This is a genomic window from Streptomyces sp. NPDC028635 (genome assembly GCF_040637635.1).
Lineage (GTDB): Bacteria > Actinomycetota > Actinomycetes > Streptomycetales > Streptomycetaceae > Streptomyces.
This window is the reverse complement of sequence record NZ_JBEZWX010000007.1, coordinates 27,521-41,210: the sequence shown is the minus strand read 5'-3', so window position 1 is coordinate 41,210 and position 13,690 is coordinate 27,521. Positions and strand designations below refer to the sequence as shown.

At 73.0% G+C, this 13,690-nt stretch carries 11 protein-coding genes; 4 read left to right on the top strand and 7 right to left on the bottom strand.

Going from position 1 to position 13,690, the window contains the following annotated elements:
* A complete protein-coding gene (tkt, locus tag AB0E88_RS10040; RefSeq protein WP_361626842.1) occupies nucleotides 1-2,076 on the bottom strand; it encodes a transketolase in 2,076 nt (691 codons plus the stop codon).
* Nucleotides 2,077-2,222: 146 nt separating this feature from the next.
* Here tkt and AB0E88_RS10035 point away from each other — a divergent pair, with 146 nt between their 5' ends.
* A complete protein-coding gene (locus AB0E88_RS10035; protein WP_361626839.1) occupies nucleotides 2,223-3,128 on the top strand; it encodes an AraC family transcriptional regulator in 906 nt (301 codons plus the stop codon).
* A 532-nt stretch (nucleotides 3,129-3,660) separates the two neighbouring features.
* Here AB0E88_RS10035 and AB0E88_RS10030 read toward each other — a convergent pair.
* Nucleotides 3,661-5,061 (bottom strand): glycoside hydrolase family 16 protein, encoded by a 1,401-nt coding sequence (locus AB0E88_RS10030; protein WP_361626836.1) that lies wholly within the window; start codon nucleotides 5,059-5,061, stop codon nucleotides 3,661-3,663.
* Between the two features lie 484 nt (nucleotides 5,062-5,545).
* Between AB0E88_RS10030 and AB0E88_RS10025 the strand changes: the two genes are divergently transcribed.
* Entirely contained in the window at nucleotides 5,546-6,883 is a 1,338-nt protein-coding gene (locus AB0E88_RS10025) for a 6-phospho-beta-glucosidase (protein WP_361626833.1), read from the top strand.
* A 273-nt stretch (nucleotides 6,884-7,156) separates the two neighbouring features.
* Here AB0E88_RS10025 and AB0E88_RS10020 read toward each other — a convergent pair whose 3' ends face one another.
* A complete protein-coding gene (locus tag AB0E88_RS10020; RefSeq protein WP_361626830.1) occupies nucleotides 7,157-8,851 on the bottom strand; it encodes a carbohydrate binding domain-containing protein in 1,695 nt (564 codons plus the stop codon).
* 175 nt (nucleotides 8,852-9,026) lie between these two features.
* Nucleotides 9,027-10,112, bottom strand: coding sequence for an ATP-grasp domain-containing protein (locus AB0E88_RS10015; RefSeq protein ID WP_361626827.1), 1,086 nt, complete (start codon nucleotides 10,110-10,112; stop codon nucleotides 9,027-9,029).
* Between the two features lie 282 nt (nucleotides 10,113-10,394).
* Here AB0E88_RS10015 and AB0E88_RS10010 point away from each other — a divergent pair, with 282 nt between their 5' ends.
* Nucleotides 10,395-11,255, top strand: coding sequence for a metallophosphoesterase (locus AB0E88_RS10010; RefSeq protein WP_361626824.1), 861 nt, complete (start codon nucleotides 10,395-10,397; stop codon nucleotides 11,253-11,255).
* Nucleotides 11,252-11,932, top strand: a complete 681-nt coding sequence (locus AB0E88_RS10005; RefSeq protein WP_361626821.1) for a 4'-phosphopantetheinyl transferase superfamily protein — start codon at nucleotides 11,252-11,254, stop codon at nucleotides 11,930-11,932. The genes AB0E88_RS10010 and AB0E88_RS10005 overlap by 4 nt, the downstream gene beginning before the upstream one ends.
* A 100-nt stretch (nucleotides 11,933-12,032) precedes the next feature.
* Here the strand turns inward: AB0E88_RS10005 and AB0E88_RS10000 are convergent, their stop codons facing one another.
* From AB0E88_RS10000 to AB0E88_RS09990, 3 genes are all read right to left on the bottom strand, one after another.
* On the bottom strand, nucleotides 12,033-12,275 hold the full coding sequence (locus AB0E88_RS10000; RefSeq protein ID WP_361626818.1) for a hypothetical protein: 243 nt from the start codon (nucleotides 12,273-12,275) through the stop codon (nucleotides 12,033-12,035).
* Nucleotides 12,276-12,462: 187 nt separating this feature from the next.
* Nucleotides 12,463-12,993 (bottom strand): toxin-antitoxin system, toxin component, encoded by a 531-nt coding sequence (locus AB0E88_RS09995; protein WP_361627405.1) that lies wholly within the window; start codon nucleotides 12,991-12,993, stop codon nucleotides 12,463-12,465.
* 32 nt (nucleotides 12,994-13,025) lie between these two features.
* Complete coding sequence (locus tag AB0E88_RS09990) at nucleotides 13,026-13,682, bottom strand: helix-turn-helix transcriptional regulator (RefSeq protein ID WP_361626815.1); 657 nt, start codon at nucleotides 13,680-13,682, stop codon at nucleotides 13,026-13,028.
* Nucleotides 13,683-13,690: the final 8 nt, after the last annotated feature.

Genomic DNA, 13,690 nt, shown 5'->3' with positions numbered 1-13,690 from the left:
TCAACCGCGCACGGCGGCCAGCGATTCCCTGGCTGCTGCGGCGACGTTCTCGGGGGTGAAGCCGTACTCGGCGAACAGGGTCGTGGCGTCGGCGGAGGCGCCGAAGTGCTCCAGGGACACGATGCGGCCGGCGTCGCCGACGTAGCGGTACCAGGTCAGACCGATCCCGGCCTCGACCGCGACCCGGGCCTTCACGGCCGGCGGCAGGACGGACTCGCGGTACGCGCGGGGCTGCTCCTCGAACCACTCCACGGACGGCATCGACACCACGCGCGTGCCGATCCCCTCGGCCTCCAGCAGCTCCCGCGCGGCGACCGCGAGCTGCACCTCGGAACCGGTGGCGATCACGATCACCTCCGGGGTGTCGGTGGACGACTCGCGCAGCACGTAGCCGCCCTTCGCCGCGTCCGGGTCCGGCGCGTACGTCGGCACGCCCTGGCGGGTGAGCGCGAGCCCGTGCGGGGCGGGACGGGTGGCGTGCCTCTTCAGGATCTCGGCCCAGGCGGCCGCGGTCTCGTTGGCATCGGCCGGGCGGACGACGTTCAGGCCCGGAATGGCGCGCAGCGAGGCCAGGTGTTCCACCGGCTGGTGGGTCGGGCCGTCCTCGCCGAGACCGATCGAGTCGTGCGTCCACACATAGGTCACCGGCAGCTGCATCAGCGCCGACATCCGCACGGCGTTGCGCATGTAGTCGGAGAACACCAGGAAGGTGCCGCCGTAGATCCGGGTGTTGCCGTGCAGGGCGATGCCGTTCATCTCCGCCGCCATCGAGAACTCCCGGATCCCGAAGTGGACGGTACGGCCGTACGGGTCGGCCTCGGGCAGCGGGTTGCCCTCGGGGAGGCAGGAGCTGCTCTTGTCGATGGTGGTGTTGTTGGAGCCGGCCAGGTCGGCCGAGCCGCCCCACAGCTCCGGGATGACCGCGCCCAGCGACTGCAGGACCTTGCCGGAGGCGGCGCGGGTCGCGACGGCCTTGCCCTCCTCGAACACCGGCAGCGCCTCCTCCCAGCCCTCGGGGAGCCGCCCGGCCACGATCCGGTCGAACAGCTCCGCCCGCTGCGGCTGGTACTCCCGCCAGACGGCGATCTGCTTGTCCCAGGCGGCGTGCGCGTCGGCGCCCCGGTCCAGGGCGGCGCGGGTGTGGGTGAGGACGTCGGCGTCGACCTGGAAGGCCTGCTCCGGGTCGAAGCCGAGAAGCCGCTTGGTGGCGGCGACCTCCGCCTCGCCGAGCGCGGAGCCGTGGGAGGCCTCGGTGTTGCGCGCGTTCGGGGCGGGCCAGGCGATGATCGTGCGCATCGCGATGATCGACGGCCGCCCGGTCTCGGCCTGCGCGGCCTTCAGAGCGGCGTACAAGGCGTGCACGTCGACGTCGCCGTCCTCGGCGGGCTCGATGCGCTGGGTGTGCCAGCCGTAGGCCTCGTAGCGCTTCAGCACGTCCTCGGAGAACGCGGTCGCGGTGTCGCCCTCGATGGAGATGTGGTTGTCGTCGTAGAGGAAGACCAGGTTGCCGAGCTTCTGGTGGCCGGCCAGGGAGGAGGCCTCGGCGGAGACGCCTTCCTGGAGGTCGCCGTCGGAGACGATCGCCCAGACCGTGTGGTCGAAGGGGGACTCGCCGGCCGGGGCCTCCGGGTCGAACAGACCGCGCTCGTAGCGGGCGGCCATCGCCATGCCGACGGCGTTCGCGACGCCCTGGCCGAGCGGACCGGTGGTGGTCTCCACCCCGGCGGTGTGCCCGTACTCGGGGTGGCCGGGCGTCTTCGAGCCGTGCGTGCGGAACGCCTTCAGGTCGTCCAGCTCCAGCTCGTACCCGGCGAGGTACAGCTGCGTGTAGAGGGTCAGCGACGTGTGGCCGGGGGAGAGGACGAAACGGTCACGGCCGGTCCACTCCGGGTCGGCGGGGTCGTGCCGCATCACCTTCTGAAAGATCGTGTAGGCCGCCGGGGCCAGGGCCATCGCGGTGCCGGGGTGGCCGTTGCCCACCTTCTGCACGGCATCCGCGGCCAGGAGCCGGGCGGTGTCGACGGCACGCCGGTCGAGGTCGGTCCACTCGAGGGTGTCGGGTGTCTGCGTGCTCATCTTCAAGAAGTCCTCGCAAGAAGCGGTGCTTATGCTCTGACGCGTTCAAATTTAAAAGTCTGACTTTTTCGCCGGAAGGTCTGCGTGTGTCAGCCTGTGGTGAAAGTGGGACACCGAGCGCGCGACCGGGACGGCACGAGAAGGACATGGCGGACACAACCAGGCACAACGGTGACGCCGGCGAGGACATGGACGGGATCAGAACCTTCCCCTTCCCGGTCGGTCTGAGCGTCGGCGGTGTGGGCATGCAGATCGGCCCGATGGGCAGCGGTCGCACCTGGCACTCCGAGGCTCCTCTCGACCGCGTCCACCGCATCGACTTCCACGTGGTCATGCTCTTCACGCACGGCCCGGTCCGCCACATGGTCGACTTCGCCGAGTACGAGGCGAACGCAGGCGACGTCCTGTGGATCCGCCCGGGCCAGGTCCACCGCTTCTCGAAGGAGACCGGGTACCGCGGAATTGTCCTGACCATGCAGCCGGGCTTCCTGCCGCGCGCGACCGTCGAGGCCACCGGCCTCTACCGCTACGACCTGCCGCCCCTGCTCCACCCCGACCCGGCCCAGCTCGCCGGTCTGCGCGCCGCCCTGGAGCAGCTCGGGCGCGAGTACGAGGACACCGACACCCTCCCGCCGGGTCTGCACGCGGCGGTGCTGCGGCACACGCTGACCGCGTTCCTGCTGCGTCTCGCGCATCTCGCCGCCAGCTCCACCCGGGCGGCGCGGCATCCGGGCGACACCACCTTCACCCGCTTCCGGGACGCGGTGGAGGAGGGCTTCGCCACCAACCACAGCGTCAGCGCCTACGCCGACGCCCTCGGTTACTCCCGCCGCACCCTGGTCCGCGCGGTGCGCGCCGCCACCGGCGAGACGCCCAAGGGGTTCATCGACAAGCGGGTCGTCCTGGAGGCCAAGCGGCTGCTGGCGCACACCGATCTGCCCATCAGCCGCGTCGGCGCGGCGGTCGGTTTCCCCGACGCCGCCAACTTCTCCAAGTTCTTCCACCAGCACACCGACCGGACCCCGGCGGCGTTCCGGGCGGAGCTGCGGTAGACCGCGACCGGCGGGGCGGGGCGAGCCAGAACAGGCCAGGGTCGGGCAGGGCAGGGTCGGGTATGGCAGGTCGGGCAGGGGCGGGCCGTGGCCGGGGCCGGTGGCTGACGGGCCGTCACCCACGCCGGCCCTCGGCGCACGGCGTTCCAGGGCGACCCCCGCAGCGCCGGCGGCTTGTTGCCGTCCCCGCACACACCCCCAAGCGGCACCGAGGCGCGGCGGGCCCCGGCGTGGCCGGGGCCGGACACCTGCCGCGCACCGCGTGCCGGAGAAGCCCGCCGTGTGACCGTCACTGTGACCGCACCGGCCGTCTCGACCCGTGCCCGCCCGCGACCCGCACCGCGCGTCGGCCGGGTTCGGCGCTCGGTGTCGCCGTGGCCGTCGGCCTCGCCACGGGAGCCGGTCCTGCCCGCCCGTGGCGGGCCGGAGGCCGGGCGGCCCCGATCCGCCACGGGTCTCGTTGCGCACGCGGGCCGGCCGACGGCGTGACACTCGACGCCGTCGGCCGGCCGCTGGGCGCGTCAGGGCGCGCTCAGTGCCCGAAGTCGAACCAGTTCACGTTGACGAAGTCGGCCGGCTGGCCGCTGGTGAACGTCAGATAGACGTCATGGACGCCCGTGACGGCGCCGATGTTCGCCGGGACCGTCCGCCAGGACTGCCAGCCGCCGGTGTTGGCGAGCGCGAAACTGCCGATCGGGGCGTTGCTGCGGCTGTCGAGGCGCACCTCGAGCAGACCGCTCACGCCGGACGCGGCACCGCTCGCCACCCGGGCGTAGAACTGCCGGGCCGCCGTGGAGCCGAAGTTCACGCCCTTGTACAGGGCCCAGTCGCCGTTCGCCACGGCACCGATGTTCTGTCCGCCGCCGCTGTCGGAGGTCGCCTCGGTGATCGTGCCGGACTGGCTGTCGTAGGACTCGGCCTGGACGGGGCTGTAGGCGTCGCGGTTGCCGGAGGGCGGGGGAGTGGGCGTGGTACCGCTCCCACCGGCCGTCAGCACCTGGACGTAGTCCACGACCATCGGGTGGCCCGGCTGGGTGTCGCCGTCCAGCCCGCCGCCGAAGGCGTCCGGGAAGCCGCCGCCCATGGCCACGTTGAGGATGACGAAGAAGCCGTGGTTGGTGGCGTTGGCCCAGGTGGCGGCGTCCATCTGGTTCGCCGTCACGGTGTGGTAGACGACGCCGTCGACCGAGAAGCGGATCGCCTCCGGACTCACCGAACGGTCCCACTCCATCGCGTAGGTGTGGAAGCCGGACTGGCAGGTGGTGTTCGGGCAGGCGGTGGAGTTGCCGATGCCGGTCGTCTCGTTGCAGGGGCCGCCCGGGCTGGTGCCGCAGTGCATGGTGGCCCACACCTTGTTCAGGCCCTGCACGTTCTCCATGATGTCCAGCTCGCCGACGCCGGGCCAGTTCTGGTAGTTGCCCCGGTAGGGCGCGCCCAGTGCCCAGAACGCCGGCCAGTAGCCCTCGGCGGCGGTGCCGGTGACGTTCGGCATCTGGATCCGGCCCTCGACGCGCAGCTTGCCGCCGGCCGGTGGCTGGAAGTCGGTGCGCACGGTTTCGATACGGCCGGACGTCCAGCGGCCCGCGGAGTCGCGCTGCGGGGTGATGCGCAGATTGCCGCTGCCGTCGAGCGAGACGTTGCTCGTGCTGCTGGTCATCGTCTCGACCTCGCCGGTGCCCCAGTTGGCGGGGCCGCCGGGGTAGGAGATGCCGGTGTCGTACTGCCAGTTGGCGGTGTTGACGCCGGAGCCCGCGGGGCCGTCGAAGTCGTCGACGAAGACGCGCGTCCAGCCCGACGGGGGTGCCGGCGCGGCGGCGTCGGCGGACGGGACGGCGATGCCCGCCGCGGCGGCGGCCAGGCCGAGGGTGCCGAGGGCGGCGACGAGGGCCCGCCGCAGCGGGCGGCGTCTGGGTGTACCGGGAGATGCGGTCATGGGGGTGCCTCTCGGAGTCGCAAGCGGATGCCGTTTGAGAGCGCTCTCAAGTGCGGCCAATGTGCTCTCCGCCACTGCGGCCGTCAAGAGGTTGAAGGCAACAAAGTCCCTGTGGTGCGCGGGAGTTCGGGTCGCGAATACGGCGAAGGGGGTGAACGTCACCGGGTGCGGTGACTCTGGGCGGGCGCGGCGGCTTCAGAGGCTGCGGCCCTGAGGGGGCTCCCGGAGCTGCCGCGGGCCACGGGGCCGGGCGCCCGGCGACGTCGGCGCCCACGGGTGCCGGGCCTCTGGACTGCCGTCGGCGGAGGCCCGGCAGCCCCGGGCCGCTTCGCAGCGGCGTGAGCAGCGTGCCGACTCGCACCGAGCCGCCGCGGTGAGCGTCGTGCCGGCCCGCACCACGTCATCACGTCGCCGCGGTGCGCGCGGCCGGGTCGGCCCCCCGTGGCGGGTAGGGTTCCCGCGTGGTGGACGAGGTGGGAGCGGTATGAGGCTGACGATTCTGGGCGGCGGCGGATTCCGGGTGCCGCTGGTGTACGGGGCGCTGCTGACGGACCGCGCCGAGGGCCGGGTCACCGAGGTCGTCCTGCACGACGTGGACGCCGGCCGGCTCGGCGCGGTCGCCCGGGTACTGGCCGAGCAGGCGGCGGACGTCCCCGGCGCCCCGAGCGTGACGACGACCACCGACCTCGACGAGGCGCTGCGCGGGGCGGACTTCGTCTTCTCCGCGATCCGCGTCGGCGGTCTCGCGGGCCGCGCCGACGACGAGCGGGTCGCGCTGGCCGAGGGCGTTCTCGGCCAGGAGACGGTCGGCGCGGGCGGCATCGCCTACGGGCTGCGCACGGTGCCGGTCGCCGTCGGCATCGCCCGCCGCGTGGCCGCCCTCGCGCCGGACGCCTGGGTCATCAACTTCACCAACCCGGCCGGCCTGGTCACCGAGGCCATGTCCCGCCACCTGGGGGACCGGGTCATCGGCATCTGCGACTCGCCGGTCGGCCTCGGCCGCCGTATCGCCCGGGTGCTCGGCGCGGACCCGGCGCAGGCGTGGATCGACTACGTCGGCCTCAACCACCTCGGCTGGGTGCGCGGCCTGCGCGTGGCCGGACGCGACGAACTGCCGCGCCTGCTCGCCGACGACGCCCTGCTCACCTCCTTCGAGGAGGGCAAGCTCTTCGGCGCCGAGTGGCTGCGCTCACTGGGCGCGGTCCCCAACGAATACCTGCACTACTACTACTTCAACCGCGAGACCGTCGCCGCCTACCAGCAGGCGGAACGCACCCGCGGCGCCTTCCTGCGCGACCAGCAGGCCCGCTTCTACGACGAGGTGCGCGACCCGGCGACGCCCGCCCTCGCCGCCTGGAACCGCACCCGCGCCGAGCGCGAGGCGACCTACATGGCGGAGAACCGGGAGGCGGCCGGCGCCGGCGAGCGCGACGCCGACGACCTGTCCGGCGGCTACGAGAAGGTGGCGCTGGCGCTGATGCGGGCCATCGCCCGTGACGAGCGCACCACGCTCATCCTCAACGTCCGCAACCGTTCCACCCTGGCGGCGCTGGACGCCGACGCGGTGATCGAGGTGCCCTGCCTGGTCGACGCGAACGGCGCCCACCCGGTGGCGGTCGATCCGCTGCCCGGCCATGCGACGGGCCTGGTCTGCGCGGTGAAGGCCGTCGAGCGCGAGGTGCTCGCGGCGGCGCGGTCGGGTTCCCGGGAGACGGCGGTGAAGGCGTTCGCGCTGCACCCCCTGGTCGATTCGGTGATGGTGGCGCGGCGCCTGACCGACGGCTACCGGGCCGTGCATCCGGGGCTGGCGTATCTGACCTGACCCCCGGCCCGGCCGAGCCGTGCCGCGCTGCGGTCCGGCCGGCCGCTCCCCCGTTCGCAGCGGCCGGCCGGTCCGATCCCCCGTGCTTCCCCCCCGCGATCCCGGTGCTTCCCCCGTCCGGAATCCTGTGGTGCTTCCCCCGTCCGGGACCCGGTGGTGCTTCCCCCGTTCCCGGTAGGGAGAGCGCCGGGGCCGCCGTCTGATACACCCTCGCGGAGAAAAAGTTCCCCCCGGCGCCGGAGGCCGGGGGGAACGAGGCGAGAGGGGGTTGGCTCAGCCGGTGAATCCGGCCGTGATGGACGTGAACTGCCAGTTCGTCTGGCTGGTCCCGGAGCAGTTCTCCGCCACGCCGCCGCCCGGGCACGGCCGGTCGCGGTTGACCGACCAGAACGCGAGCCGGGCGATGTGGTGGGAGTTCGCCCAGTCGCGGATCTGGGTCCAGATCTGCGGTGTGGTGTTCTCCTGCTGGTCGGACAGGCCGTTCATGCCGGAGATGCCGATGTGGGAGTAGGCGGTGGCGTCGTCCCACCCGAAGGTGGACTTCAGCTTGGCCTTCAGCCCTTCGGCCGCGTTCACGGTGTTGCCGTACATGTCCGAGCCGCCGCCGAAGTCGAACGGCATGATGGTGAAGACGTCGATGTCGGCGCCCAGCGACTTGGCCTGCTCGATGAGCCGGTTGCCGTAGTACGTCGGACCGGTCGTCGACGTCCCGAAGGTCACGATGGTCTTCAGGCCGGGGTTGTTCGCCTTGACCGTCTTCAGCGCGGTGAGGATCTTCGCCTGGACGGCCTCGTTCTCGAACTCGTCGGTGTTCTCGATGTCCATGTCGATCGCCTTCAGGCCGTAGGCGTCGATCACCTTCTGGATCGCCCCGGCGAGCGCGCTCGCGGAGGAGCAGTTGGCGCCGAGCTTGCTGCCCTGCCAGCCGCCGAACGACGGGACGATGTCACCGCCGGCGGAGCGGATGGCGTTGATGGCGGACTGGTCGACGCCACCGGTCAGGGCCCGCTGCCCGTCCCAGGCGGGGGTGCAGCCGCCCGAGTCCAGGACGAAGGCCATCGTGAACCACTTCACGCCGGTCGCGCTCATCACCGTCGTCGGGCTCGGCGGGTCGCCCCATCCCTCGTACAGGTACGGCGCGGCCTGCTTGAAGCCGCCGCCTCCGCCGCCGGTGCCGGCGTCCGTGGTGACCGTGACGGCGTTGGAGGCGCCGGAGACGTTCCCGGCCGCGTCGCGCGCCTTCACCGTGAAGGTGTAACTCGTGCTCGCCGACAGCCCGCTGACCGTGGCGCTGGTCCCGGAGGCGCTCGCCACCTTGCTCGCGCCGCTGTAGACGTCGTAGCCCGTGACGCCGACGTTGTCGCTCGAGGCGTTCCACTTCAGCGACACGCTCGAGGACGTCCTGCCGGTGGAGGTGAGTCCGGAGGGCGCGCTCGGCGCCTGGGTGTCCGTGCCGCCTCCGCCGCCGCCCGGCCCGTCGAGGCTGATGTCGTCGGCGTAGTAGGTGCCCTGCGCGTACCACCCGTGGAGGTAGATGGTGGCACTGGTCTGGGAGGCACCGGTGGTGAACGACACCGACAGCTGGCTGTACGCCGACGGTGACGACGTCCACGTCGAGGCACCGCCGTCGACGCCCAGGTAGACGTAGGAGCCGCGTACCCAGCTCTGCAGGGTGTACGTGGTGTTGGGCTGCACCGAGACGGTCTGGCTGCACTTGGCGATGTCGCTGGAGGTCACCGCGCCGGCGAGGGCCTTGCCGCCGCCGTGCACGGGGGAGGAGACCACCGAGCCGAGGTTGCCGGTGCAGGACCAGGGGGAGAGGGAGCCGGACTCGAAGCCGGGGTTGCCGAGGATGTTGGCCGCCTGCGCGGTACCGGGCAGGGCGATGGCGCCGGTCAGCGCGAGGGCGCCGGAGCCGAGCAGGGCGAGGAGGCGACGCACGGGGCGTCCGGGGGGTGTGGAGCGCACGCGATCTCCCTGAAGGAATGGGGGTGTTCGGGAGTGCACGGATGTGCGGGGTGGTGCGCGCACCAATTTGGTATGGACCAATTGAGCCCGTCAAGACTCTGGACAGAATTGGTCCATACCGGTGGGGGCGGGCGTTCCGGATCCGGGCCCGCGCAGGCCCGTTCCGGGTCCGGGCCTACAGGGGCACCGCCTCGCCCGCCCGCACGCCGACGGAGTCGACCCGTTGCGCCGGCAGCGTCACCGACCGCAGCGCCCGCGGTCCGGCCACCACCGTGTAGTCCGGCCCCAGGAACGGAGGTTCGATCACCCCGGGGTCCTCGCCCAGGGCCAGCTTCACCGCCGCCCACGGCACGTTCATCCCGCACAGCGACAGCTGGTGCAGTCCGCCCGCCGGGCGCGTGTTGACGTCCATCAGCACCGGCCGGTCGCCGAACATGCGGAACTGCACGTTGGACAGGTGGTGCAGCCCGAAGCCCTCCGCGATGCGCCGGGCGGGCTCCAGCCACCGCTCGTGCAGCGTGAAGCCCCGGCGGCGGCCGTTCTTGGTGCGGCCGACGGCGAGCCGGATCCGGTTGTCGGGACCGGTGAGGCAGTCCACCGACACCTCCGGCTGCTCCAGCCGCGGCATCACCAGCCAGTCCACCGGCTCCTCGGCCCGCCGCAGCGCGTCCACGACCAGGTCGAGGTTCACATACGGGCTCGGGAAGCCGCTGAGCTGGACGAGCGAGAAGGGGGCACGGCTCACCACGCGGAAGCCCACGCCGCCCGCCCCGGACGCCGGCTTGAAGCACGCCTGGTGTCCGGCCGCCTCCAACTCCTCGACCGCGGCGACGAATTCGTCCGCGGTCCGCACCCGCCACCACGGCGGCACCGGCACCCCGATCGCCTGCACGGCCTCGTAGGCGACCACCTTGTCCTGGAAGACGGCGACGGCCTCCGGTGTCGGCGCGAGCAGCGCCGTGCCCGCCGCGGCGAACTCCGCGCGCTGCGCCACGATCGCCGCCTGGTGCAGCCGCGGCACGAACACGTCGATGCCGCGCCGCCGGCACTGGTCGAGGGCGTACTCGACGTACGCCGCCGACGACAGGCCCTCCGGCTCCGGCTCGGCGGTGTCCGCCGCGGCCGTGACCGGGGAGTCGGGATCGCCGTGGGTGGCGTGGATCTCCACGGCCCGGTCCTCGGGATTTCGCCGCAGCTGATCCATGAAGAACACGTTCTCCGCGTACGTGCGGTTGAGCCAGACGCGTACGCGAGAGACCATGCAGGCCGCCTTCCAGGTCACGCGGGCAGGACTCGGCGGCCCGTGCCCGGGCAGGAGTGAGGGAGGGACACCGAACCGCCCTGCGTTCAGGGAGCCCCGGCGGTGGTGTCGGGGGGATCATACGGCTTTCCCGGGGCCCCGCGTGCAACGCGTGTGTTACGGCTTCCCGGGCGGCCCCGGCCCGCGCCGCCACGGTCGGCGGGCACCCGTCCCGGACCGCGCGTGTCCACCGCGTACGGTGTGTTCCGGTGGTCGGGTTCGTGCGACGGAGGGGGAAGGCACGTGACATCGAGGGCCCGGGGCGAAGGCCGGCTGCTCGCCATCAGCGACCTGCACATCGGCTACCCGGAGAACCGGGCGCTGGTGGAGGAGATGCGCCCGGAGACCGACGACGACTGGCTCCTGGTGGCCGGTGACGTCTCGGAGACCGTGTCCGACGTCCGCTGGGTCCTGAAGACCCTCGCGAGCCGCTTCCGGCGGGTCGTGTGGGCGCCGGGCAACCACGAGCTGTGGAGCCATCCGAGCGACCCGGTCGACCTGCGCGGCGTCGCCCGCTACGAGCACCTCGTCGAGGTCTGCCGTGAGCTCGGCGTCCTCACCCCGGAGGACCCCTACGCCGTGTGGGAGGGCCCCGGCGGACCGGTGGCCGTCGCCCCGCTCTTCCTGCTGTACGACTACTCCTTCCTGCCGGCGGGCTGCACCACCAAGGAGGAGGGCCTCGCCTACGCGCGCGGCACCGGGATCATCTGCAAGGACGAGCACCTGCTGCACCCCGACCCCTACCCGACCCGGGAGGACTGGTGCCGGGCCCGGGTGGCGCAGACCGAGCGGCGGCTGGACGAGCTGCCGGACGGTCTGCCGGTGGTGCTCGTCAACCACTACCCGCTGCACCGTCACCCGACCGAGGTGCTCTGGTACCCGGAGTTCGCGATGTGGTGCGGCACCACGCTCACCGCCGACTGGCACCGCCGTTTCGACGTCGCCGCCATGGTCTACGGCCACCTGCACATCCCGCGCACCACCCGTCAGGACGGGGTCCGCTTCGAGGAGGTCTCGGTGGGCTATCCGCGCGAGTGGCGCAAGCGGCCCGAGCCACCGGGGCGACTGCGCCGCATCCTCCCCGCGGAGGTGGCCCGGCCGTGATCGAGGAACTCCTGCCGTCCTGCGTCGTCGCCGTCGAGACCTACGACCTCGACGGCGACGACGAAGCACTGCTGCACCCCGAGGAGGCGGCCGTCGTGGCGCAGGCGGTGCCCAAGCGGCGCCGCGAGTTCGCCGCCGTACGGGCGTGCGCCCGGCGCGCGATGGACAAGCTCGGCGTGGAGCCGCAGCCGCTGCTGCCCGGGGAACGGGGCGCGCCGCGGTGGCCCCGCGGGGTGACCGGGAGCATGACCCACTGCGAGGGCTACGCCGCCGCCGCGCTCGTCGCCGCGACCGACCTGGCCTCGCTCGGCATCGACGCGGAACCGCACGGGCCGCTGCCTGACGGGGTGCTGGACGCGGTGTCGCTGCCCGCGGAGCGGCTGCGCCTGGCCGAGCTGGCCGGCGCGCTGCCCGGACTGCACGCGGACCGGCTGCTGTTCAGCGCCAAGGAGTCCGTCTACAAGGCGTGGTACCCGCTGACCGGACGCTGGCTGGACTTCACGGAGGCGGACATCGACCTGCGGCCCGGCCCCGACGGCCGTCCGCACGGCACCCTGCACGTGGAACTCCTCGTCCCCGGGCCGTCGGTGGGCGGCCGCGTCGTCCAGCGCTTCGAGGGCCACTGGACGGCCGGCCACGGCCTGCTCGCCACGGCCGTGACCGTGCCGCACGCGTGAGTCCGCACGGCGGAGGCGGTGGCACAGACGGGCCGACTGCCGCCCGCCGCCCACCGCTCCCTGTCCGTTGCCCGCCGTCGGCTGCCGGCCGTCGGTCCGGTCAGGGGTGCCAGCCGCGCAGCAGGTGGAAGAACGCCTCCTCGTTGCCGCTCAGGCCCGCCTCGGTGAGCGCCTGGTCCGCCTCGGCCAGGACCGTCGGCGGAACCGCGGGCGGGACCAGGGGAGCGGCGGGCACCCCGGGCGGCCCCGCCCCGTCGTCGTAGACGGCCCGGACGGTGTGCAGGAGGCGTAGATAGGCCTGAACGGCGGTGCGCTCGCGGTCGGTCAGTACGGTGGTCGGCATCGGCCCTCCCCGTGTCGGCGTGATGAGACCAGCTTGCCGTCCCCCACTGACAATCGGGCTCAGCCGCTCCGGGGCCCACAGGGCGCGTCCGGCGGAATCAAGCCGGCGCCGCGCCACGAGAGTGCCGTTCCCTCGCCGCGCCACGAGGGTGCCGTTCCTCGTGGCCGGCCGTTTCGCGGGGGAGGCCCTAGCCCTGCGGGCCCAGATAGCCGAGTGACGCCTCGATGCGGCCCGCCAGGCGGTCCCGCTGCACCGGGGCGCGCAGCGCCGACCCCGCCAGCCAGGTGCGGCACCGGCTGGCCAGCAGCATGCCGAAGGCCTCCGCCTCCTGCTCTTCCGCCTCGTCGAAGCGGGTGCGCGCGGCGATCGAACGCACCGTCGCCTGGAGGTCGACGCCGTCGCCCAGCAGCCGTGCGCCGACCGACGCGCCGTCGACCGGATGACCGCCGTGCCCGGCCTGCATGTGCCACAGTTCGTGTCCGAGGATCACCAACTGGTGGTCGGGCGCGGTGCGTTCCTCCAGGACGACGAGATCCTGGTCGGCCATGTCGAGCCAGAGCCCGCTCGCGGTGCCGGGCGGGAACGGGGCGGTGCGCAGCCGCACGGGGCGGCCACGGCGCCGGCCCATCGCGGCGCACAGCGCGGTGTACAGCTCGACCGGCGGTGCCGGTGCCGGCAGGTCGAGTTCGGTGACCAGCGCGCCACACAGGCGGCGCATGTCCCTGGCGATGCCCACGGTCCTCCCCCGGCTCACGACTCGGGCCGCTTGACGCTCTCCAGAAGCATGTCCAGCCATTCGGCGACCTTGTCGCGGTGCTGGTCAGTGGGCAGTTGAGCGGCCCGCCAGGCGATGCCGCGCACCCCGTGGTCCTGCAGGAGCCGCTCCAGGGGGTCGTCGGCGGCCGCTGCCGCCGCCCGCTCCCGGTCGGCCAGGCGCTGCAGCAGATCCTGCTCGGTGCGCTGCAGCGCGCCCGCGAGCGCCTCCGGGTCCTCCGCGGTCAGAAACCCCGCGTGCACCCGGAAGAAGCGCTGCAGGGCGTCGCAGTGCTCCATGGTCGGGCGCCGGTCGCCGTTGATCAGCGCGCCGGCCTGCTGCCGCGACATGCCGGCGCCGTCGGCGATCTCCTGCTGGGTGTAGCGGCGCCCGTTGGGTTTGAGCCGGGTGCGGCGCAGCAGGTCCAGGCGTTGCAGGAACCGGGCCTGGACATCCGGCTCACCGGCCGGGCGGCCGCCGAGCAGGGCCTTGACCACGGGCTCGGGGACACCGCAGGCCACGGACAGGCGGGCGGTGTCGAACACCTCGGAGTGCGGCACGCCGAGCCGGTCGGCGAGTGCGGTGACCCGGGTGACGACGGCGGACAGCACAACGGACGGAGTGGCGTCCGGAACCTCGAAGCCATCCGTCACCGACAGGT